Origin of the sequence: Plasticicumulans lactativorans (assembly GCF_004341245.1) — a bacterium.
Lineage (GTDB): Bacteria > Pseudomonadota > Gammaproteobacteria > Competibacterales > Competibacteraceae > Plasticicumulans_A > Plasticicumulans_A lactativorans.
Genome location: NZ_SLWY01000005.1, coordinates 201,681 through 223,743 on the forward strand (window position 1 = coordinate 201,681; position 22,063 = coordinate 223,743).

The following is a 22,063-nucleotide window of genomic DNA, read 5'->3' on the forward strand; positions in this document are numbered from 1 at the left end:
CCGCGCCGGCTCAGCGCGCGCGCTCGAATGAGTAGAGCAGGTCGCCGCCGGTGGCGGCGCCGCTCGCGCGGGCTTCCACGCGCAGCCGCTTGGTGAGCTGGTAGCGCACCATGAAGCTCCCCACCGGCTCGAACAGGCCCACGCCGTAGCTCACGTAGAGCTCGGGCGTGAGGTACTTGCCGAGCATCAGCGCGGTGTCGCGCGCGCCGCCGTTGCCCGAGGACTCGAGCCCGAACTGGTCGAGGCCGACCGCGTCGCCGATCTTCTTGCCGAGGGTGTTGCCGCCGCCGGTGGCGAGCGCAGCCGCGGCACGGCCGAGCAGCGCGCCCTCCGAACCCGAGGTGGCATCGGGGGCGCGGCCGAACACCAGGTAGCTCAGCACGCTGGCGTCGGGCATCGACGGTTCGGAGAAGAGCTTCATCACCGGCTTGCGCGCCGACCCGGTGATGCGCGCGCCGGCCTTGACGGTATCCACGGTGCGCAGCGCGCGGATGTCCAGGCCGGGGTTGTCGAGCGGGCCGCCCGAGAACAGCAACTGCCCGCGCTCGATGCTGAGGTCCTGGCCGTAGATGCGGTACTCACCGGCCTTGATGCCGATGATGCCGTTGCCGCGCGGCGCGAGCGGCGGCACCTGCTCCACCAGCAGGCTGCCTTCGAGCTGCGCCTTGAAGCCCGCGGCTTCGACGCGCACGTCGTCGCCGAGGCTCACCCGCACCTTGGTGAGGAGGTTGAGCGGCGTGGTTTCCTCGGGTGCGGGGAGGTCGACGCGCTTGACGTCGTCCGACGGGGTCACCGCCGAACTGGTGTCGGGCGGGGTGATGCGCGCGCGCGGGATCGCCACCTCGCCTTCGATGCGCAGCTGGCGCTGTTCGAGGCGCACCGTCAGGTTCGGGCTGATCGCCGCCTTCAGGGTGTCGGCGTCGGCGACCTGGAAGTCGCTGCCGCGCAGGTCGAGCTGGAAGCGCTGCGCTTCCGGCTGCCAGGCGCCGCCGAGCGTGAGCTCGCCCTTGCCGGCACGCGCGCCGCCGCTGAACTGCAGCCCGCCCTGCGGGGTGCCGGCGGCCGCGAGCTGCAGGTCGGTGACCTTGAGGCCGATCGCCGGGGCCTCGAAGCCGCCCTCGGTGACGCGCACCTGGCCGCGGAACTGCGGTTTGGTCACGCTGCCGGCGAGCGTCAGGTCGGCGCCGAGACGCCCGCGCGGGTTGGCCAGCGCCGGCACGAAGGCGCGCAGCGCGACGAGCTGCGAGAAGGTCGCGCGGATGCGGCCGTCGAGGCGCCGGGCAGTGCTCGGGTCACCCAGGCGCAGGTCGGCATCGAGCCCGTCGCTGCCGAGGCCGAGCCTGATCGCGGCCTTGACCTCGCTGGCGTTGCTGTCGGCCTTGAGCTCGCCGCTCAGCGGGAAGCTCAGCGCCTCGGCGCCGCCGGTGTAGCGCAGCGTGCCGGGCCTGAGGCGCGCGTTCAGGTGCGCGGTCGGCATGCCGCCGGCGGCGCCGAGGCTCGCTTCGGCGTCGGCGGCGAGTTCGGTGTCGAGTGTGAGCCCCGCCGGCAGCCAGCGCGCGAAGCGCGCCGGGGCGAGGCGTTCGAGCTTGAGCCTGGCCGCGCCGCCGTCGCGGGTGCTCCAGTCGCCCTCGACGCACAGGCGCGTCGGTGCGCTGGCGAGGCAGAGCGCGCCGAGTCGCGCGCGCGCGGCGCCGGCGGCGAGCGCGACCGGCTGCTGCAGCCGCCAGTCGCCGATCGGCGTGGCGAGGGCGTCGAGCGTCTGCAGGCGGCCTTCCCAGGTGTCCTCGCGCAGGCCGCCGGCCAGCGCCAGCGCCAGGCGCAGCGGGGCGCCGGTGAGCTTCAGCGTGGCCTGGTGCTGCGCCGGGGTGCCATCGGCGCGCAGGTCGAGGCGCTCGAAGCGCTGGCCGCCGAGGTTCATCGCGGTGGCGGCCAGCGTGAGCTCGGAACGGCTCTGGCCGAGCGCGTCGAGCGCGGCCTTGAGGTCGATCCGTCCGATGCCGTTGCCCTGCAGCGCGAGATCGCGGCCGCCGAGGTCGAGCGTCACGCGCGGCTGCCGGCGCGGCCCGGCGAGGCGCCCCTCGCCGTTGAGCGTGCCGCGCGCGCCGGGCACGGCCTTGCCGAAGTCGGGCACGCGCAGCTTGAAGCCGAGGTCCCAGTCGCGGTCGAGCGTGCCGGCGGCGTCGAGGCGCGCGCCGCCGAGGGCCAGGGCGAGGCGCGGCAGCTCCACGCGCTCGCCGTCGAGCATCACGCGCAGCGCTCCGTCGAGCGGCTGGCCGTTCAGCGTGCCCTGGAGCGCGTCGAGGGTGGCGGTGGCCTGGAGGCCGCCGTCCGCGCGCAGGCGTCCGTCGGTGGCCAGCGCGAAGCCGATGCGCCCCGGCCATTGCGCGGCGAAGGCACCGGGGTTGAGCGCCTTGCCGTCGAGGGCGGCGCGCCATTCGAGCTGCGGCGCCCAGCGCACGCCGGCATGCCCGCTGAGGTGGCCGTCGAGGGTGTCGCCCTGCAGCTCGGCGAGTTCGACCGCCTCGCTGCTGCCGCTGCCGGCGAGTTGCCAGCTGCCGGCGGGGATGTTCGGCCCGCGCAGTTGCGCGGCGAGGCTGAAGCGGTAGTCCGCCGGCGTGCCCGCGGCCTTGAAGCGGCCGTCGCGGCTTTCCACCTGGGCTGCGCCGAGCAGCGGCCAGACCAGGTTCTGCCACGCGCCGGCGGCACTGAAGCGCTGTTCGGCGAAGGCGTAGTCGCCGTGGGCGGTGAGCGCGAGGCGGCCGTCCGCCGAGGTGAGCGCGAGGCGTTCGAGGTGGATCGCCTGCGCGCCGCCCTGCGCGACCACCGCCGCGGTGACCTTGCCGAGGGCGTCGGCGGCGAGCCCGGCGTCGACCGTCGCGCGGTAGTCGGCCGGCGAGCCGACGAAGGCGAAGCGCCCCTGCGGGCTGTGCACCGTCGGCGCCTCCAGCGGCCACAGCAGGTTCTCCCACTCGCCGGTGAGATCGAGGCGGGGGGCGGGGTCGCTCAGCACGGCATCGCCGCGCACCCGCAGCCGGCTCGGCGTGCCGTCCAGGCCGAGGTCGAGGCGCTCGATGTGCGCCCGCGTGCGGTCGCCGTCGGCCTGCGCCGCGGCGACCAGCGGCTTGCCGGCGAGTTCGGGGACGAGCGCGCCGAGCTCCACGGGCTCGACCTCGACGCGGGCGCGCCAGGTGAGGCCGCCGAGCAGGTCGCCGACCTCGGCCTCGACCTGCGTGCGTGCGGCGCCTTCGGTGCGGTGGCTGAGCGTCAGGCGCTGCGCGTCGCCGGTGATCCGGCCGCTGCCCTCGAGCGCACCGCCGAGCGGCGTCGTGGCGAGGCGCCAGTGCAGCTCGAGCTGCGCCGGCCAGGCGCCGGCGGGCTGCACGCTGCCCGCCGCCGAGGCGCTGAGCCCGGGCAGGGCGAGCTCGAGCGCTTCCAGCGCGAGGCCGTCGTGGTCGAGGCGTGCGCGCAGCCGCGCCCGGTCGAGGACGAAGGGCGCCGCCGTACCGCTCTGCACGCGTACTTCGTCGACCTCGACGGCATCGAGGGCGAGCGCGAGCGGCAGGCGCAGCTCCGGCAGCCCCTGGGGCGCCGCCGGGGAGGGCTCGGCGGTGGCCGCCGGCGCCGCCGGCAGGGCGAGGTCGAGGCCGGCGACGCGCAGGCGTTCGATGTGCAGGCGCGGCTCGAACAGCGCCCGCGGCGACCAGTCGAGTGCGAACTCGCGCAGCTCGACGCGCAGTTCGCCGGCGTGGTAGCGCAGCCCGGCGAGCGTGAAGCCACCGAGCACGCGACCGCTCGCGTGCTCGACCTGCAGCTCGCCGGGCACGAAGCGCTGCGCGGCGGCGAGCACCACCGCGAGGCCGCGCTCGCTGCCGAGCAGCCAGCCGCCGGCGGCCGCGACGCCGGCGAGCGCGGCGAGCGGTGCGAGCCACAGCCAGTGGCGCCGCCTCACAGGTCCGGCCCCAGCGTGAAGTGGATGCGGAAGGCGTCGCCGGGCTCGTCGAAACCGTGGGCGAGGTCGAGGCGGATCGGGCCGATCGGCGAGGACCAGCGCACCCCGAGCCCGGCGCCGACCTTGAACTCGGGGGACTCGTCGAAGGCGTCGCCGACGTCGACGAAGGCGGCCACGCTCCACGGGCCGTCGACGCGGTGCTCGTACTCGAGGCTGCCGACGATCAGGCGCTTGCCGCCCAGCACCTTGTCGTCGGAGTCGCGCGGGCCGATCGACTTGTAGTCGTAGCCGCGCACGCTGTTGTCCCCGCCCGCGGCGAAGCGGATCGACGGCGGCAGCGCCGGGTCGTTCGACGACCAGGTGGTGCCGAGGTCGCCGCGGGTGAGCAGGCGGCTGTCCGCGGTGAGGCGCCACACCCACTTCGCGCTGACGCTCGCCTGCACGAACGAGAGGTCGGACAGCAGCGGCTCGGCGGCGCCGCGCAGGCGCAGGTCTAGGCGCGTGCCCTGGCTGACGTTCATGCGGTCGTCGGCCTCGATCCGCGACCAGGTGACGCCGGGGATCAGCAGCTTGGAGTTGCGCAGCTCCTCGTCCTCGCGGTAGCGCTCGAACTGGTAGTCGAGCGACAGCACGCGCTGCCAGAGGCCGTCCTGGTGGCGCGCGCCGACCCCGAACAGGCCGACCTCGCTGAACAGCGTGCTGGAGTCCTCGCGCTCGAAGCCGGTGCGGATCGCGTACTGGTCGGTGCGCGGGTCCTCGCCGGGGATCAGGTACTCGCCGGTCAGCGTCGACTTCACCGGCGCCAGGCGCAGGTCGACGTTGAGGCGGTGGCCCTCGGCGTTGATCCAGCGATCGGCGTAGGCGATGCGCGCACGCGGCCCGGTGTCGGTGCCGTAGCCGAGGCCGAAGTCGTAGCGCTCGCGCGCCCGCGGCGTGAGCCTGACGTCGACCGGGATGGTGTCGCCCTCGGCGCGCTCCGGGCCGGCCTGCAGCTCGATCTCCTGGAAGTAGTCGGCGTCGGCGAGCGCGCTCTGCAGGTCGATCAGCGCCGTGGCGTCGTAGGGGCTGCCGGGCTGGATGCGGTTGTAGCGTGCGAGCAGCTGCGGGCTCAGGAAGCCCTGCTGGAAGCTCACGGCGCCGAAGCGGTAGCGCTTGCCGCTGCTGAGGTGCAGTTCGACGTCGGCGGTGTGCGCGCCGGCGTCGACGCGCACCTCGCTCACCTCGAAGCGCGCCTCGAAGTAGCCGCGCTCGGTGGCGAGGCCCTGCAGCGCCGACTTGAACTGCTCGTAGCGCGGGTGTTCGAGCACCTCGCCGGGGCGCAGCGGGTTCTTCGCCAGCAGTTGCGCGAAGGCCGGGTCGTCGTGCGCCGCGCCGTCGACGCGCACGTCGACGGCACGCAGGCGCACCGGCTCGCCGGGGCTGATGCGATAGGTCGCGACGAAGCCCTCGGCGGCGGACGCGAGCTCGGCGTCGATGCGCGGGCTGTAGTAGCCGAAGGGTTCGAGCGCGCTGCGGATGACGCCGAGGTTGCGCGCGTGCAGCCACTGCGCGCGGGTGTCGCTGACCTTGCCGCCGTCGGCGGGGTTGTTGGCGTCGAGCAGGGTCTGGACGTTGCCGCGCAGGCGCTCGTCGTCCAGCCCCTCGACCCGCAGGTGCAGCGGACGCTCGCCGTCGGCAGCCGCGGCGTCGCCGTCGGCCGCGAACGCCGGCATGCCGAGCAGGGCGAACAGCAGCGCGAGCGTCGGCCGGCGGCGCCGCTCACCCGCCATCGGCCAGCCTGCGGGCGAGCGCGGCGAGCAGGGAAGGGGTGTCGAGGCCGCGCGCGTCGAGCGGGTGTTCGTCGGCCGGCGGCGGCGTGTAGGCGGCGAGCTGGCGCTCCAGCACGGCGAGGTCGGCCTCGGCGGCGTCGTTGCCGGCGGCCACGCGCGCCGCGACCCGCGCGCGCAGTTGGTCGGGTTCGGCATGGCAGGCGAGCAGCACGCAGGGCACCCCGCGCGCCGCGGCCAGCGCCCGGAACGGCGCGCGGTGCGCGGCTTCCGGGAAGGTCGCGTCGACCAGCACCGGCCAGCCCAGCGCCAGCACCGTGCCGGCGAGTTCGAGCAGGCGCGCGTAGGTGCGGGCGTTGGCCGCGGGCGTGTAAATGCCGCCGGCGACCGCCGCGGCGCTGTTCGCGCGCGGGGCGAGCCCGAACAGGCGCTTGCGCTCGACGTCCGAGCGCAGCCGGATCGCCCCGAAGGCTTCCAGCACCGCCTGCGTGGCGGTGGACTTGCCGGAGCCCGAAACCCCGTGGGTGAGCAACAGGAACGGCACGCGCGGCTGCGTGAAGCGCTCGGCGAGCGCCAGGTAGCTGCGGCACTCGGCGAGCAGCGCGGCCTGCGCCGGCGCGTCGAGCCCCGGCTGGTGCAGGCGGATCGCCGCCACCTTGGCGCGCACCATCGCGCGGTAGACGAGGTAGAACGGCAGCACCTCCAGCGCGCCGAAGTCGCCGCCGTGTTCGAGGTAGGTGTTGAGCAGGCGCCAGGCCCAGCCCTCGGCGCCGCGCTGCACCAGGTCCATCACCAGGAAGGCGAGGTCGCTCGCGGTGTCGATGCAGCGGAACTCGTCGTTGAACTCGATGCAGTCGAACACCTCGACGCCGCCCTCGGTGAGGATCATGTTGCCGAGGTGCAGGTCGCCGTGGCACTCGCGCACGCGGCCCTCGGCCTTGCGCCGCGCGATCGCCGCCGCGGCGGCGGCGTGGGCGCTGCGGGTCCAGGCCTCGAGGCGCTCCAGCCGGGCGAGATCGGCCGGCTCGGCGAGCAGCTCGCGGGTGTGGCGGAAATTGTCGAAGGCCGGCGCGGCGACCGTCGCGGGCGTGCCGAAATGGCTGGCGGCGGGCAGCGGCGCGGCGGTGTCGCTGTGGAAGGCGGCGAGGCGCTCGGCGAGGGCGTCGAGGTGCTCGGCACGCAGGCGGCCGTCGGCGAGGCAGCGGTCGAGCAGCGCCTCCTGCGGGAAGCGGCGCATGTGCACCGCGAACTCGATCGCTTCCGCCGGATCGCCGCCGAGCACGGGGTTTTCCGCCGAGCCGGTGATCGCGATAGAATCCAAATAGAGTGAAGGCGCAAGGCGGCGGTTGAGCCGTACTTCCGCGGCACAGAAGTCGCGCCGTCGCACCAGGTCGGAGAAGTCCAGGAAGCCCAGGTTCAGGGGCTTCTTGATCTTGTAGGCGTCGTCGCCGGCGAGCAGCACCACCGAGATGTGCGTCTCGATGCGGCTGACCTGCGCGGGCGGCCCTGGAAAGCGCACCGGGTCGGCGAGTGCGTCGATGAGCGTGGTGAAGCGATCCTGCGGTTCCTGCGACATCGCGTCCCGACGTGAGCTGGCTGGAAGGGAGCGACAGGATAGGCCAGCCGCCGAGCCCAAACCAAGCATGCACCCCTGCCGCCGCCGTGCGGCCCTCCAGCCGGATCGTCGATGAAGAAAGTCCTCCCCCGCCGCCGCCCCAGTGTGTTCGGTGGCCTGTTCGGTCTGATCATGCTGCTGTTGCTGGGGGCGCTCGCCGTCGGCAGCGTGGCGCTGTTCTCCTATGCCCGCCACCTCGACGGCATCATCCGCACGCAGTTCGAGGGCAAGCGCTGGGCCCTGCCGGCGCGCGTGTACGCGCGCCCGCTCGAGGTGTTCGCCGGCATGCCGCTCGGCGCCGAGCAGTTCGCGCGCGAGCTCGGGCTGCTGAACTACCGCGTCGAAGGCCAGGACCTCGGCCCCGGCAGCTACACCCGCAAGGGCGAGACCTTCGAGCTCAGCACCCGCAGCTTCGCATTCTGGGACGGTGTCGAGCCGGTGCGCCGGCTGCGGGTGGCGTTCAAGGCCGGCACGGTCGCGGAGATCGCCGCGCTCGACGGCCAGCCCGCACCGGGGCTCGTGCGCCTGGAGCCGCCCGAGATCGCCGGCATCTACCCCTCGCACCGCGAGGACCGCGTGCTGGTGCGTCGCGACGAACTGCCGAAGGCCCTCGTCGATGCCCTGGTCGCCATCGAGGACCGCTCGTACTTCGAACACTTCGGCATCGATCCCAAGGGCATCGTGCGTGCCGCCATCGTCAACCTGCGTGCCGGACGCACCGTGCAGGGGGCGAGCACGCTGACCCAGCAGCTGGTGAAGAACTTCTTCCTCAGCAACGAGCGCACGATGACGCGCAAGCTCAACGAGATGCTGATGGCGGTGCTGATCGACTGGCACTACAGCAAGGACGAGATCCTCGAAGCCTACGCCAACGAGATCTACCTGGCCCAGGACGGCGCGCGCGCCATCCACGGCTTCGGCCTGGCGGCGCGCTACTTCTTCGGCCGCACCCTGAGCGAGCTGGACCTGCCGCAGGTGGCGCTGCTGGTGGGCCTGGTCAAGGGGCCGTCGTACTACGACCCGCGCCGGCATCCCGAGCGCGCCCGCGACCGCCGCGCGCTGGTGCTCGACGCGATGGCCGAACTCGGCAGCATCACGCCGGAGCAGGCGGCCGCGGCGAAGCAGGCGCCGCTCGGCGTGGTCGAGCGCCCGTCCAGCGGCGTGACGCAGTACCCGACCTTCCTCGACCTGGTGCAGCGGCAGCTGCGCGAGAGCTACCGCGAGGAGGACCTGACCTCGGCCGGGCTGAAGATCTTCACCACCCTCGACCCGCAGCTGCAGGGCGTGGCCGAGCAGACCATCATCAACATGCTGCCGGTGCTCGAAAAGAGCGTGCGGCTCAAGCCCGACCTGCTGCAGGGCGCGGCGGTGCTGGCGGTGCCCGACACCGGCGAGGTGCTGGCGATGGTCGGCGGGCGCGACGTGCACTTCGCCGGCTTCAACCGCGTGCTCGACGCGCGCCGGCCGGCCGGCTCGCTGCTGAAGCCCGCGGTGTACCTGACCGCGCTGGAAGACCCGTCGCGCTTCACCCTCGCCACCGCGCTCGACGACTCGCCGTTCACCTGGCACCTGGCCGGCAGCGACTGGTCGCCGCACAACTACGACAAGCGCTACCACGGGCGCGTGCTGCTGCGCGACGCGCTCGCCAAGTCCTACAACATCCCGACCGCGCGCCTCGGCCAGATGGTCGGCATGGACAAGGTCGTCGACACGCTGAAGCGCCTCGGTGTGCGCCAGGAACTCAAGCCCTTCCCGTCGCTGGTGCTCGGCGCCACCGACATTGCGCCGATCGAGATCGCGCAGGTCTACCAGACGCTGTCGAGCGGCGGCTACCGCGCGCCGCTGCGCGCGATCCGCGAGGTCACCACGCAGGACGGCCGCCCGCTCGCCCGCTATCCGCTGAAGATCGAGCAGGTCGTCTCGCCGGGGCCGGCGTACCTGATCACCCAGGCGTTGCAGACCGTGGTGCGCGAAGGCACCGCGGCTGCGGCCACCGCCAAGCTCGATCGCAAGCTCAACCTCGCCGGCAAGACCGGCACCACCGACGACCTGCGCGACTCCTGGTTCGCCGGCTTCAGCGGCAACTACATGGGCGTGGTCTGGGTCGGGCGCGACGACAACCAGCCGACCGGGCTGTCGGGCACCACCGGTGCCCTGCGCGTGTGGGTGGAGCTGATGAAGCAGCTCCCGCTGCAGCCCGTCGACGCCGCGCCGCCGGCCGGCGTGCAGACCGCGCGCATCGACCGCGACAGCGGCCTGCTCGCCGACGAGCACTGCCCGCGCGCGCTGAGCCTGCCGTTCATCGCCGGCTCGGCGCCGAGCACCGTCGCGCCCTGCCACGCCGGCTACGAGTCCGCACCGGGGTATGATGACAACAGCGATCCGGGGGCCGGCGGCGCGCCGGCCGACCCGTCCGCGCCGCCGTCCGGCGGCGGCGGCAACGATTCGATTGGCGATTTCTTCAAGAGGTTGATGCAATGATTTCCCACGCCCCGCGCCCAGCCCTGGGCCTGGCCCTGCTGCTCGTCGTGCTCACCGGCTGCGCCAGCGCGCCGTCGCCGTTCGGTGCTCCGGTCGAGGACCGCAGCATCCGCGGCGCACCGCGTACCGCCAGGGCGACGCCGAATCCGCCGCCGGCATCGGCGGTCGAGGTCCAGCCGCTGGCCCGCCCCGAGCCGCTGGTGCCGAACGTCGGCGCGCTCGAGCCGGCGCCGGCGATGGAGTCGTCGGCCGACCTGCCGGCCCCGACGACGCCGCTGCCGACGCCGCCGAACTCGGTGGTCGCCGCGCGCCCGGCGCCGCCGGCCCCCGCGCCCGCCCCGGCCCCGGCCGCCGCTGCGGCGGAGCCGGCCGCACGCGCGCCGGCGCCGCCGCCGGCCGAGATCAACCGCCAGGGCAATCCCGCGGTGGTCGCGCTGCTCGACAGCGCCGCCGGCTTCGTGCAGAGCGGCGATCTCGACAAGGCCGCAGCGGCGCTCGAACGCGCGCAGCGCATCGAGCCGCGCAACCCGAGCATCCTCTACGACCTCGCGCAGGTGCGCGCGCACCAGGGCCAGTACGGCCAGTCCGAGGCGCTCGCGCAGAAGTCCATCGGCCTCGCCGGCGCCGACAACGCGCTGAAGGCGCGCAACTGGAAGCTGATCGGCGCGGTGCGGCGTGCCGGCGGCAACGCGAGCGGCGCCGACGCCGCCGACGCCCAGGCCGCGCTGGCCGAGCGCGGCCGCTGAGGCGGGCCGGCGCGCGTGCGCGCCGGCCGTTCCCCCGACCATGGACATCGACGCGGCGTTCGGCGCCGACGGCCCGCTCGCGCGGTCGCTGCCCGGCTTCGCGCCGCGCGCGGCGCAGGTGACGATGGCGCGCGCCGTCGCCGCCGCGCTCGAATCCGGCGGCGTGCTGATCGCCGAGGCCGGCACCGGCACCGGCAAGACCTTCGCCTACCTGGTGCCGGCGCTGCTGAGCGGGCTCAAGGTCATCGTCTCCACCGGCACGCGCAACCTGCAGGACCAGCTCTTCCACAAGGACCTGCCGGTGGTGCGTGCGGCGCTCGGCCGCGGCGTCAAGGTAGCGCTGCTGAAGGGGCGCGCCAACTACCTGTGCCGGCAGCGCCTGGAGGGCTTCTCCGGTGCCGGGCGCTTGCGCTCGCGCGCCCAGGCGCACGAGTACACCCGGGTGCAGGCCTGGGCGGCACGCACCCGCAGCGGCGACATCGCCGAGCTGGCCGACGTCGCCGAGGATTCGCCGCTCTGGCCGCAGGTGACCTCCACCGCCGACAACTGCCTGGGGGCCGAGTGCCCGGTCTACCAGGACTGCTTCGTGGTGCAGGCGCGGCGCGAGGCGCAGGAAGCCGACCTGCTGGTGATCAACCACCACCTGTTCTTCGCCGACATGGCGATCAAGGAGGAGGGCTTCGCCGAGCTGCTGCCGGGGGCCGACGCCTTCGTGCTCGACGAGGCGCACCAGCTGCCCGAGGTCGCCGGGCAGTTCTTCGGCGTCAGCCTGTCGAGCCGCCAACTCGTCGAGCTGGCACGCGACGCCGGCGTCGAGCAGTTGCGCGACGCGCCCGAGTTCCGCGAACTCGGCGAGCGCGCCGGGGGCCTCGACAAGGCGGTCGCCGACCTGCGGCTCGCGTTCGGCACCGAACTGCGGCGCGCGCCGTGGAACGAGGTGGCCGCCTTGCCTGCGCTGGTGGACGGCATCGCCGCGCTGCAGGCGGCGCTCGCCGCGCTGACCGAGGCGCTGCGGCTGGCCGCACCGCGCGGCAAGGGACTCGAGAACTGCCTGGAACGGGCCGGCACGCTCGCCGCGCGCGTCGAGCAGCTCACCCAGCCGGCCGCCGGCGAGGTCGTGCACTGGTTCGAGACCCACGTCCGCAGCTTCACGATCGCGCAGACGCCGCTCGAGATCGCCCCGCTGTTCCGCGGGCGCATGGAGCGCTACCACAGCGCCTGGATCTTCACCTCGGCGACGCTCGCGGTGGCCGACGGCTTCACGCATTTCGCCCACCGCCTCGGCCTGCCCGCCGAGGCGGCCACGCTGCGCCTCGACAGCCCCTTCGACTTCGCCCGCAACGCGCTGCTGTACCACCCGCCGGACCTGCCCGATCCGGCCTCGCCGCGCTACACGCAGGCGCTGGTCGAGGCGATCGTGCCGGTGCTGGCGGCGAGCCGCGGCCGCGCCTTCCTGCTCTTCACCAGCTTCCGCGCGCTCAACGAGGCGGCCGAGCGGCTCGCCGGGCGCGTGCCGTGGCCGCTGCTGATCCAGGGCAGCCTGCCCAAGGCCGCGCTGCTGGCGCGCTTCCGCGAGCTGGGCGATGCCGTGCTGCTCGGCACCGCGAGCTTCTGGGAGGGCGTGGACGTGCGCGGCGAGGCGCTGTCGTGCGTGATCATCGACAAGCTGCCGTTCGCCTCGCCGGGCGACCCGGTGCTGGCGGCGCGCATCGAGGCGATGAAGCGTGCCGGCGGCAACCCCTTCATCGAGTACCAGCTGCCGCACGCGGTGATCACGCTGAAGCAGGGCGTCGGGCGGCTGATCCGCGACGTCTCCGACCGCGGCGTGCTGGTGCTCGCCGACCCGCGCCTGCTCACCAAACCGTACGGCCGGCTGTTCCTCGACAGCCTGCCGCCGATGACGCGCACCCGCCAGATCGAGCGCGTGCAGCGCTTCTTCGCCTGGGTCGACGCCGGGGCCGCCGATGCCTGAGGCGGCCGCTCGCGTCCCCCGGCACCTTCCGTTGCGGAGACCCGCGTGAAGCTGCTCGCCTTCGATACCGCCACCGATGCCTGTTCGGCCGCCGTCTGCTGCGACGGCGCCAGCGTGCACCGCTACGCCGTCGCGCCGCGCGGCCACACCGCGCTGCTCCTGCCGATGATCGAGGCGGTGCTCGCCGAGGCCGGCCTGCGCCTCGGCGAACTCGACGGCATCGCCTTCGGGCGCGGACCGGGTGCCTTCGTCGGCGTGCGCATCGCTGCGGCGGTGGCGCAGGGCCTGGCCTTCGCCGCCGATCTGCCGGTGGTGCCGGTGTCGACGCTGGCGGCGCTGGCACGCCAGGCGTGGCGCGTGCACGGCGCGCAAAACGTCGCCGCGGCGCTCGACGCGCGCATGGGCGAGGTCTACTGGGGCGCCTACCGCGCGACGGCTGCCGGCGACGTGGTCGCCGTGGGTGACGAGCGCGTGTGCCCGCCGGCGGCGGTGCCGGTGCCGGCGGGGGACGACTGGGTCGGCATCGGCAGCGGCTGGGATGCCTGCACTGAGGCGCTGCACGCCGTCTGCCCGGTGCGCGCGCAACTGCGCGATGCCCAGCCGCACGCGCTCGACGTCGCCGTCCTCGGCGGGCTGCGGCTGGCGCGCGGCGAAGGCGTCGCCGCCGAGCACGCGCAACCGGTGTACCTGCGCGACGAGGTGGCGCAGACGCTCGCCGCGCGTGCCGCCGCCGCGCGCTGACGGCGGCTGGCCGGCGCGTTCGCGCTGCTGCTAGCATGGCCGCGCCCTGGCGCCGCGGCACCCTGCCCGCCGCCGACGCGTCCCGCACGCGCGACAGATCGAGGAAGCCGATATGACAACGACAAGTACCGCGATTCCCGACAGCCTTAATGGCAAGGCACTGCCCGAACTGGTCACCAAGCTGCTCGACGAGCGTGCCGACGTGCTCGCGCATCTGCGCGAGCTCGCCGGACGCTGCGACACGGGGGATGCCGCCGAACTGCGCCGGCGCCTGCAGGGCTTCCGTCAGGTGCTGATCGACTACCTCGCGCTCGGGCATTTCGAGGTCTACCAGTGCCTGAACGACAGCGCGCGCACCGCGCCGCGCTGCGCCGACGTGCTCGAACTCGCCGGCCGGCTGGAGGACACCCTGTCCGAGATCACCCAGGCGGCGGTGGACTTCGACGAGCGCTACGGCGGCGAGGTCGAACCCGACCTCGCCGCGCTGCCGACCGACCTCGCCGGCCTCGGCGCCCAGCTCGAAGCGCGCATCGCGCTGGAAGACCGCCTGATCGCCGCGATCCGCGGCTGCAGCGGACACTAGGCGCCGCCGCGCGCACCGCCATGGCCCGCGTCCGCCTCGATCTGCCCGCGCAGTTCCCGTTCCGCACCGAGCTGCAGGTGCGGGTGGTCGACATCAACTACGGCAACCACCTCGGCAACCATGCGCTGCTCGGCATGGTCCACGAGGCGCGCGTGCGCTACCTCGCCGCGCACGGCCAGAGCGAGCTGGACTGCTGCGGCGCCGCGCTGATCATGGCCGACGCCGTGGTGGTCTACCGCTCCGAAGCCTTTCTCGGCGAAACCCTGGTGTTCGAGGTCGCGACCACCGACCTCGGCAGGCACGGCTGCGATTTCGTCTACCGCGTCAGCGCGCGCGACGACGGGCGCGAGGTCGCGCGCGCCAAGACCGGCATCGTGTTCTTCGACTACGCCGCGCGGCGCGTGCGTCCGGTGCCCGACGCGTTCCCGGCGCTGTTCGCCGTCTGCGCCTGAAGCGGCCGCGTGCCGCTCCCGTTCCTGCATGCGTCCGCTGCTGCCCCTGCGAATCGTCGTTGCGCTGCTGCTGAGCCTGGGGCTCGCGGCGCTGCTGATCCTGATCCTCTACCTCACCGACCTCGGCTTCGCGGTGTGGGAGCGCCTCGCCACGGCGCCGACCGGCTTCGTCGTCGCCTATGCGTTGCTGATCGCGCTGGTCGCCGGCGGCGGCGGCTGGCTGATCTGGCGCCTGCTCGCCCCGTCGCCGGCGCCGCCGTCCGCCCCGCCGGCACCCACCGCCCCGCCCGCCGAACCCGAGCTCACCGCACGCCTCGAAACCGCGGCGGAGCAGGGCGTGGATGTCGCCGAGCTGCGCGCCGAACTCGACGAGCTGGCCCGCCGCCGCGCCGCCGGGCGCATCGTGGTGGCGCTGTTCGGCGAGGTCAGCGCCGGCAAGTCGAGCCTGATCCGTGCACTCCTGCCCGACGCCGCGGTGGCGGTCGACGTGCTCGGCGGCACCACGCGCACGGTGACGCAGCACACCTGGACCAGCCCGGCGGGCGATGCCCTGGTGCTCGCCGACGTCCCCGGCACCAACGAGGCCGGCGGTGCGCTCGATGCGCTGGCACGGGCCGAGGCCGAGCGCGCGCACCTGGTGATCTACGTCTGCGACGGCGACCTCACCCGCGACCAGGCTGCGCAGCTCGACGCCCTGCTCGCGCTCGGCAAGCCGCTCTTGCTCGCGCTGAACAAGACCGACCGCTACAGCGCCGACGAGCGGGCGCAGGTCGAGGCGCGCCTGCGCGAACGCCTCGCCGGGCGCGCCGAACTGGTCGGCGTGCAGGCCGGCGGCAGCGAGGAGGTGCTGCGCGTGCTGCCCGACGGGCGCGAGGAGTGGCTCACGCGGCCGCGCCCGGCCGAGGTCGAGGCGCTGCGCGCCGCGCTGCGGCGACAGCTCGACGCCGACCCGGCGGCGCTCGAACAGCTGCGCGACCTCGCCGTGTTCAGCGTGCTGGCGCGCCGGCTCGAGCGCAGCGTGGCGGCGCACCGGCGCGAACGCGGCGATGCGCTGGTGCAGGGCTACGCGCGCAAGGCGGTGTTCGGCGCGCTCGCCGCCGTCGGCCCGGGCACCGACGTGCTGATCCAGGGCTACCTCGGCGTCGCCATGCTCAAGGACCTGTGCGCGCTCTACGAGGTGCCGGCGCGCGAGGTCGACCTGCAGCGCTTCGTCGAACTCGCCAGCGGCCACGTCAAGCGCAACCTCAACCTGCTGCTCGCGCTCGCCGGCAACGTGTTCAAGGCCTTCCCCGGCGTCGGCACCGTGGTCGGCGGCATGCTGCACGCGGTCGCCTACGGGCTGATCTTCGAGAGCCTGGGGCGCGCCGTGGTGCGCTCGCTGGAGACCCGCGGCGAGCTCGCCGCCGCCCCCGTGCTGCGCCTGTTCGAGGACGATCTGCGTGAACATCTGGAAACGCGTGCGCGACGCCTGGCCGGCCTGGTTGTCGGTCGGGCGCGCGGGCACGACGCCTGAGCCGCCGGCGGACCTGCCAGTCCCCGCCGCAAGCGGCGATGCGCACCTGCGCCTCGCCCGCGAGAGCCTGCGCGAGCTGCTCGACGACGCTCGCGTACCCGCCGACGTGCGCGCGCGGCTCGGCGAGGACTACCGCCAGCTGCAGATGCTGCTCGACCGCCTGGAGCACGAGCAGCTGCACATCGCCGTGTTCGGGCGCGTCAGCGTCGGCAAGTCGGCGCTGCTCAACGCGCTGCTCGGCGAGTCGCGCTTCAGCACCAGCCCGCTGCACGGCGAGACCACCGCCGCCGCGGCGGCACGCTGGGAGGCGGTCGGCGACCTCGCCGGGGTGCGCCAGATCTGTGACGGCGGCGTCTACCTGGTCGACACGCCCGGCATCAACGAGGTCGACGGCGCGCTGCGCGAGCGCCTGGCGGTGGAGGTGGCCGGCAGCGCCGACCTGGTGCTGTTCGTCTGCGACGGCGACCTCACCGAAACCGAGCTGGCGGCGCTGCGCCGCCTCGCCACCGGCACCCGGCCGATCGTGCTCGCGCTGAACAAGACCGACCGCTACACCCGCGCCGAGCGCGACAGCCTGCTCGCCGCGCTGGAGCGGCGCAGCGCCGGGCTGGTGCGCCCCGAGCACATCGTGCCCACCGCGGCCGCGCCGGCCGAGCGCGTGGTGATCCGGGTGGCGGCCGACGGCAGCGAGCGCGAGACCCGCGAGCGCCCGCCGGCGCAGGTCGAGGATCTGCGCGAGACCCTGTGGGCGGTGCTGGCGGCCGAGGGCAAGACCGTGGCGGCGGTCAACGCCGGGCTGTTCGCCGGGCATTTCGCCGATCGCCTCGCGCGCGAGATCCTCGGCGTGCGGCGCGAGCTCGCCGAGGCCGTGGTGCGACGCTACAGCCTCGGCAAGGGGGTGGCGGTCGCGCTGAACCCGATCCCGCTCGCCGACCTGCTCGCCGCCGTCAGCGACGTCGCCATGGTCGTGCACCTGGGCCGGGTGTACGGGCTGCCGGTGAGCCGCAGCGAGGCCGGCGGGGTCCTCGCCGCCATCGTCGCCCAGCTCGCGCTGCTGCTCGGCACGGTGTTCGGGGTGAATCTGCTGGCCTCGGCGCTGAAGGGCGTGAGCCTCGGATTGTCGACAGTTGTGACGGCGGCGGCGCAGGGCGCGATTGCCTATTACGGTACTTATGTGGTCGGCCGTGCCGCCGAGCGCTACTTCGCCCAGGGACGTTCGTGGGGCGAGGGCGGTCCCAAGCGGGCGGTGCAGGAGATCCTCGACAGCCTCGACCGCGATTCGCTGCTGGCCGACGCCCGTGAGGACATTCTCGCCCGTCTCAAGGGCCGTTCATGACCCCGTCGCAGGCCCTGCTGGTAATCGTCATCATCGCCGCGGCCGGCGCGCTGTGGCGCAGCGCGCTGGCCGCGCGCGAGCAGGCGCTCGTGCTCTGCCGGCGCTTCTGTAGCTGCCGCGGGCTGCAACTGCTCGACGACACGGTCGAAGTGCGCGGCCTCGCGCTGGTGCGCGACGCCGACGGCTGGCCGGTATGGCGCCGGCGCTACGGTTTCGAGTTCACCCCCGACGGCCAGGCGCGCTTCGGGGGCGAGTTGGTGTTGCGCGGCCTGCGGCTGGAATCGCTGCATGCCGCCGGAGACTTCGAGGAGGGCGCGGTGATCCGCGCGCAGGCGCGATGGCGGGAATAGGGTGGCAGGACCTCGGGGCCTTCGGTTTCTTCGTGCTGGCCTGGACGCTCTACGCCCAGCTCGCCGACCACGAGCGCGCCGGGCGCAACCTCGCGCGCGCCACGCACCGCCACCGGCTGCGCTGGATGCGGCGCATGCTCGATCGCGACAACCGCATCTTCGATTCCAACCTGGTCGGCAACCTGATGCGCAGCGTGGCCTTCTTCGCCTCCACCACGCTGATCATCATCGGCGGCGTCGTCGCCATGCTCGGCTCGGCCGACCGCGTCGTGGCGGTGGTGTCGCAACTGCCCTTCGTCGCCCACGTCTCGCAGGAGCTCTGGGAGCTCAAGATCCTGCTGCTGGCGACGATCTTCATCTACGCCTTCTTCAAGTTCACCTGGTCGCTGCGCCAGTTCAACTATTGCTCGATCCTGATGGGGGCGGCGCCGCCGCCCGCCGCCTTCGCCGACGCGGCGGCGCGCGAGCGCAGCGCGGTGTGTCTCGCGGCCCTCAACTCGCTCGCCGGTGACCATTTCAACCGCGGCTTGCGCGCGTACTACTTCGGGCTCGCGGCCCTGACCTGGTTCATCCATCCGGGCCTGCTCGTCGTCCTCACCGGCTGGGTGGTGCTGGTGCTGTACCGGCGCGAGTTCCGCTCGCCCGCGCTCGACGTGCTCGAAGCCGAGGCCGGCGGAGGCGACGAGCCGCCGTCATGAACGCGCGCCCGCTGCCCCCGTGGCTCATCAGTGCGCTGGTGGGCTGCGCCTACCTGGCCGGCGGCTACGCGGTGGCCCGGTTGCGGGTGGAGGCCGATTACCCGCTGGCCTTCTGGCCCTCGGCCGGCATCGCGCTCGCCGCCTGCCTGCGCTGGGGGCGCGGGGTGCTGCCGGGCGTCGCCGCGGGGGCCTTCCTGCTCGCGGTGTGGCTGCGGCTCGAAGCCGGCAGCCTGCCCGACGCGGTCATCGTGCGCAGCCTCGTCGGTGCGCTCGCGACGCTGCTGCAGACCGCCGTCGGCGCCTGGGCGGTGCGCCGGGGGCTGGGCTTCCCGAACGAGCTCGGGCGCGGGCGCGACGTCGTCGCCTTCTGGCTGCTCGGCGGGGTGCTGAGCACCTGGATCGCCCCGGCCACCATGGTGATGCTGCTGGCGGGCGAAGGCGGGTTCGCGGCCGCGGTGCTCGCGCGCACCTTCGCGCTGTGGTGGCTCGGCCAGATGCTGGGCGTGATGGTGTTCGCTCCGGTCGTGCTGGCGCTGGTGATGCCGCGCGAGGGGGCGTGGCGGTCGCGGCCGCTGACGGTCGCCGTTCCGGTCACGGTAGCCCTGGCGGGCACGCTGATGCTGCTCGACCTGGTCGGGGTCGACGGTCGCGAGCCGATCGGCGCCGACCTGGTCTGGCGCAGCTATCCGTTCCAGGCCTGGGCGCTGCTGACCGCCGGCCTGGTGCTCTGCGCGGTGTTCGCGGCGCTGCTGCTGGTGCTCAGCGCGCGCTCGGCGATGGTGCTGCGCCTGGTGGAGCAGCGCACCGCCGAACTCGACCGCTACAACGCCAAGCTCAAGCACGAGATCACCGAGCGTCGCCGCACCGAGGAGCAGCTGCGCGACGCGCTGCGCATCGCCGGTGACGCCAACCAGGCCAAGAGCGAGTTCCTCGGCACCATCAGCCACGAGTTGCGCACGCCGCTGAACGCCGTGCTCGGCATGACCGAGCTCGCCCTCGACACCGAGCTCGATGCCGAACAGCGCGGCTACCTGCTGGCGGCGCAGACCGCCGGGCGGCAGCTGCTGCGCCAGATCGGCAGCCTGCTCGACTTCGCCCAGGTCGCCGCCGGGCGCCTGCGGGTGCGCAGCGTCCCCTACAGCCTGCGCGAGCTGCTCGCCTCGGCGCTCGCCGAGGATTCCGAACGCGCGCGCGCCAAGGGCCTGCGCCTGCACTGGCAGGTCGCACCCGACGTGCCCGACGCGCTGCTGGGCGATCCGCTGCGCCTGCGCGAGATCCTGCTGCAGCTGGTCGACAACGCCATCAAGTTCACCCCGCGCGGGCGCATCGAGGTGACGGCGCGCCGCCTCGCGTCGTCCGCCGGCGAAGGCGCGCGGCTCGTCATCGAGGTGGCCGACACCGGGATCGGCATGCCGCCTGCGCGGATCGGGACGATCTTCGATCCGTTCCACCAGCTCGACGGCGCCAGCACGCGCCGCTTCGGCGGTACCGGGGTGGGGCTCAGCCTGTGTCGCGAGCTCGCCCTGCGCCTCGGCGGCGAGCTGGTGGCCGAAAGCGCCGGCGAGGGCCAGGGCAGCCGCCTGCGCTGCACGCTGCCGCTGCTGGAGGCACCGAGCGGCGAGGCGATCGGGCCCGGTACCAGCGCGCTGGTGATGGCCGATTCGCTGGGTGGCCGGCGCGCGCTGGTCGATGCGCTGGAACGTCTCGGCCTGGCGACGGTCACCGCTGGTGAGCCCGAGGAGGCGCTGGCGCTGCTCGAACGCAGCCGCGTCGAGGGCCAGCCGTTCCGGCTGCTGCTGCTCGACATCGAGGAGTCGGTGGAGCGCGCGTTCACCTGGATCGAAACGCTCTACGGCCTGCTCGGCGGCGATGCGCCGCGGGTGATGCTGCTCACCGCCAGCGGCATCCGCGGCGATGCCGCGCGCTGCCGGACGCTGGGCATCGCCGCCTACCTGACCAAGCCGGTGACGCTGGCCGAGCTGCGGGAAACCGTGCTCGTGGTGCTCGGCGGGCCGCAGGCCGACACGCTGATCACCCGCCACAGCCTGCGCGAGCGGCGCACCGGCCGGCGCGTGCTCCTCGCGGTGGCCGACGCCGCCGCGCGGGCCGAGCTGGCGCCCGTGCTCGAGGCGCACGGCTGCCGGGTGACCACGGTGGGTGATGCCGTGCTGCTGCGCGCGCTGTGCAGCGGGCGCAACGTCGACGCCGTGGTGCTGGACTGGGACGCCGCGCTGCTCGAGCCCGAGGCCGCGGTGCACAGCCTGGTCGCGCGTGCCGCGCGGGTGGCACTGGCGCCGCGCGTGATCGCGGTGTCGGCGTTTCCCGCCGCCGAGGTCGCGGGCGTCGACCTGTGGCTGCCGGCGCCGCTGAGCGCCGCCGGCGTGCTCGCCGGCCTGGAGGCGGTGGCGGCGTTCGACCCAACCCCCGCCGCGGTGCATGCCGCCGCGGCCGCTTCGACCGATGGAGGATCGACCCCATGAAGCGTTCCCTTGCGCTCGCGCTGTGCACGGCGCTCGCGGCCCCGCTCGCCGGCTGCGTGCCACCGAACTACGGCGGGGCGAACTACGCGGGCTACCAGGCGCGCCAGCTGCAGCAGGTGCAGTACGGCGTGGTCGAGTCGGCGCGCGAGGTGCAGATCGACGACGCCCGCTACTACGGCGGCGGTGGCGTCGGCACCCTCGGTGGCGCCGCGCTCGGCGGCATCGCCGGCAGCGCGATCGGCCAGGGCCGCGGCTCGGCGGCGGCGGCGATCGGCGGTGCGATCATCGGCGGCCTGATCGGCAACGCCATCGACAACCAGGCGGCGCGCCAGCGCGGCGTGGAAGTCACCGTGCGCCTCGACAACGGGCGCGTCGTCGCCATCACCCAGGGCCTCGACGAGGTCTTCAACGCCGGCGAGCGCGTACGCGTGCTGACCTCCGCCGACGGTCAGGCGCGGGTCACGCGCTAGGCGCGTGCGCCCTGGCGGGGCGGTGCGCGGCGGCGCGCCGCACCGTCGCGAAGTGGATGTCGACGATGTCGTCGATGTCGTCGGCGTAGCCCCCCGCCATCGCCACCGCTACCGGCAGGCCGTGGCGTTCGCAGGCCTCGAACACCAGCGCGTCGCGCGCCGCGAGCCCCGCCTTGCTGAGCGCGAGGCGGCCGAGCCGGTCGCCGACGTAGGGGTCGGCGCCGGCGAGGTAGATCGCGAGCTCGGCCTGCGCGCGCTCGAGCGCGCGGGTGAGGCCGGCGTGCAGGGCGTCGAGGTAGGCGGCGTCGCTGGTGCCGTCGTCGAGCTCCACGTCGAGGTCGCTCTGCTCCTTGCGGAACGGGAAGTTCTTCGAGCCGTGGATCGAGAAGGTGAAGACGCTGTCGTCGCCGCGCAGGATCGCTGCGGTGCCGTTGCCCTGGTGCACGTCGCAGTCGACGATCAGCACGCGCCGCACCCGGCCTTCGGCCTGCATCGTGCGCGCGGCGATCGCCGCGTCGTTGAACACGCAGAAGCCCTGCGCCTGGTCGGCGAAGGCGTGGTGCGTGCCGCCGGCGAGGTTGGCGCCGGCGCCATCGGCGAGCGCGGCGCGGCAGGCGGCGATGGTGGCCCCGGCCGAACGCCGCGAGCGCTCCACCAGCGCCGCCGACCACGGGAAACCCAGCACCCGCAGTTCGCGCTCGGAGAGCTCGCCGCGGCTGACGCGCGCGTAGTACGCCGGGTGGTGCGCGAGCGTGATCTGCTCGGGGCTCGCGGCGGCCGGCTCGTGCAGCTCGAACAGGCCGTCGCCCGCGGCGGCGACGCGCTCGCGCAGGCGCGCGTACTTCTGCATCGGGAAGCGGTGCCCGGCCGGCAGCGGCAGCACGAAATGGTCGCAGTAGAACACCTTCATC

16 protein-coding genes are annotated in these 22,063 nt (G+C 74.1%); 12 read left to right on the plus strand and 4 right to left on the minus strand.

The window, feature by feature from the left end; all coding sequences use genetic code 11:
• Positions 1-10: 10 nt before the first annotated feature.
• Genes EV699_RS05645 through EV699_RS05655 form a run of 3 tightly spaced genes read right to left on the minus strand, consistent with a single transcriptional unit; the run spans position 11 to position 7,291 of the window.
• Positions 11-3,949 (minus strand): translocation/assembly module TamB domain-containing protein, encoded by a 3,939-nt coding sequence (locus EV699_RS05645; protein WP_132539835.1) that lies wholly within the window; start codon positions 3,947-3,949, stop codon positions 11-13.
• The gene (locus tag EV699_RS05650) at positions 3,946-5,718 is read right to left on the minus strand and encodes an autotransporter assembly complex protein TamA (RefSeq protein WP_165904048.1); all 1,773 of its coding nucleotides are present in this window, start codon (positions 5,716-5,718) and stop codon (positions 3,946-3,948) included. Before EV699_RS05650 ends, EV699_RS05645 begins: the two co-directional genes overlap by 4 nt.
• Positions 5,708-7,291, minus strand: a complete 1,584-nt coding sequence (locus tag EV699_RS05655; protein ID WP_165904049.1) for a bifunctional aminoglycoside phosphotransferase/ATP-binding protein — start codon at positions 7,289-7,291, stop codon at positions 5,708-5,710. Before EV699_RS05655 ends, EV699_RS05650 begins: the two co-directional genes overlap by 11 nt.
• 111 nt (positions 7,292-7,402) lie before the next feature.
• Between EV699_RS05655 and mrcB the strand changes: the two genes are divergently transcribed.
• The 12 genes from mrcB to EV699_RS05715 all read left to right on the plus strand — a co-directional run bounded on the left by mrcB (position 7,403) and on the right by EV699_RS05715 (position 21,152).
• Complete coding sequence (gene mrcB, locus EV699_RS05660) at positions 7,403-9,811, plus strand: penicillin-binding protein 1B (RefSeq protein ID WP_243662570.1); 2,409 nt, start codon at positions 7,403-7,405, stop codon at positions 9,809-9,811.
• Positions 9,808-10,557 carry a tetratricopeptide repeat protein gene (locus EV699_RS05665; RefSeq protein ID WP_132539841.1) on the plus strand — a complete coding sequence of 250 codons (750 nt, stop codon included), beginning with the start codon at positions 9,808-9,810 and terminating at the stop codon, positions 10,555-10,557. Before mrcB ends, EV699_RS05665 begins: the two co-directional genes overlap by 4 nt.
• A 40-nt stretch (positions 10,558-10,597) precedes the next feature.
• Positions 10,598-12,529 (plus strand): DNA repair helicase YoaA, encoded by a 1,932-nt coding sequence (gene yoaA, locus EV699_RS05670; RefSeq protein WP_132539843.1) that lies wholly within the window; start codon positions 10,598-10,600, stop codon positions 12,527-12,529.
• 45 nt (positions 12,530-12,574) lie between these two features.
• Entirely contained in the window at positions 12,575-13,270 is a 696-nt protein-coding gene (tsaB, locus tag EV699_RS05675) for a tRNA (adenosine(37)-N6)-threonylcarbamoyltransferase complex dimerization subunit type 1 TsaB (protein ID WP_132539845.1), read from the plus strand.
• Positions 13,271-13,382: 112 nt separating this feature from the next.
• Positions 13,383-13,853 carry an Rsd/AlgQ family anti-sigma factor gene (locus EV699_RS05680; RefSeq protein WP_132539847.1) on the plus strand — a complete coding sequence of 157 codons (471 nt, stop codon included), beginning with the start codon at positions 13,383-13,385 and terminating at the stop codon, positions 13,851-13,853.
• A 20-nt stretch (positions 13,854-13,873) separates the two neighbouring features.
• Positions 13,874-14,305, plus strand: coding sequence for an acyl-CoA thioesterase (locus tag EV699_RS05685; protein ID WP_132539849.1), 432 nt, complete (start codon positions 13,874-13,876; stop codon positions 14,303-14,305).
• Between the two features lie 28 nt (positions 14,306-14,333).
• Complete coding sequence (locus EV699_RS05690) at positions 14,334-15,818, plus strand: GTPase (RefSeq protein WP_132539851.1); 1,485 nt, start codon at positions 14,334-14,336, stop codon at positions 15,816-15,818.
• Positions 15,745-17,154 carry a GTP-binding protein gene (locus EV699_RS05695; RefSeq protein ID WP_243662571.1) on the plus strand — a complete coding sequence of 470 codons (1,410 nt, stop codon included), beginning with the start codon at positions 15,745-15,747 and terminating at the stop codon, positions 17,152-17,154. The genes EV699_RS05690 and EV699_RS05695 overlap by 74 nt, the downstream gene beginning before the upstream one ends.
• Positions 17,151-17,504, plus strand: a complete 354-nt coding sequence (locus EV699_RS05700; protein ID WP_132539853.1) for a DUF3301 domain-containing protein — start codon at positions 17,151-17,153, stop codon at positions 17,502-17,504. The genes EV699_RS05695 and EV699_RS05700 overlap by 4 nt, the downstream gene beginning before the upstream one ends.
• Positions 17,492-18,202, plus strand: a complete 711-nt coding sequence (locus tag EV699_RS05705) for a DUF599 domain-containing protein (protein WP_132539855.1) — start codon at positions 17,492-17,494, stop codon at positions 18,200-18,202. The genes EV699_RS05700 and EV699_RS05705 overlap by 13 nt, the downstream gene beginning before the upstream one ends.
• Positions 18,199-20,682 carry an ATP-binding protein gene (locus EV699_RS05710; RefSeq protein WP_132539857.1) on the plus strand — a complete coding sequence of 828 codons (2,484 nt, stop codon included), beginning with the start codon at positions 18,199-18,201 and terminating at the stop codon, positions 20,680-20,682. The genes EV699_RS05705 and EV699_RS05710 overlap by 4 nt, the downstream gene beginning before the upstream one ends.
• Positions 20,679-21,152, plus strand: a complete 474-nt coding sequence (locus EV699_RS05715; RefSeq protein ID WP_132539859.1) for an outer membrane lipoprotein — start codon at positions 20,679-20,681, stop codon at positions 21,150-21,152. Before EV699_RS05710 ends, EV699_RS05715 begins: the two co-directional genes overlap by 4 nt.
• Here EV699_RS05715 and EV699_RS05720 read toward each other — a convergent pair.
• Positions 21,142-22,062 carry a histone deacetylase family protein gene (locus EV699_RS05720; RefSeq protein WP_132539861.1) on the minus strand — a complete coding sequence of 307 codons (921 nt, stop codon included), beginning with the start codon at positions 22,060-22,062 and terminating at the stop codon, positions 21,142-21,144. The two genes, EV699_RS05715 and EV699_RS05720, sit on opposite strands and share 11 nt — an antisense overlap.
• Position 22,063: the final 1 nt, after the last annotated feature.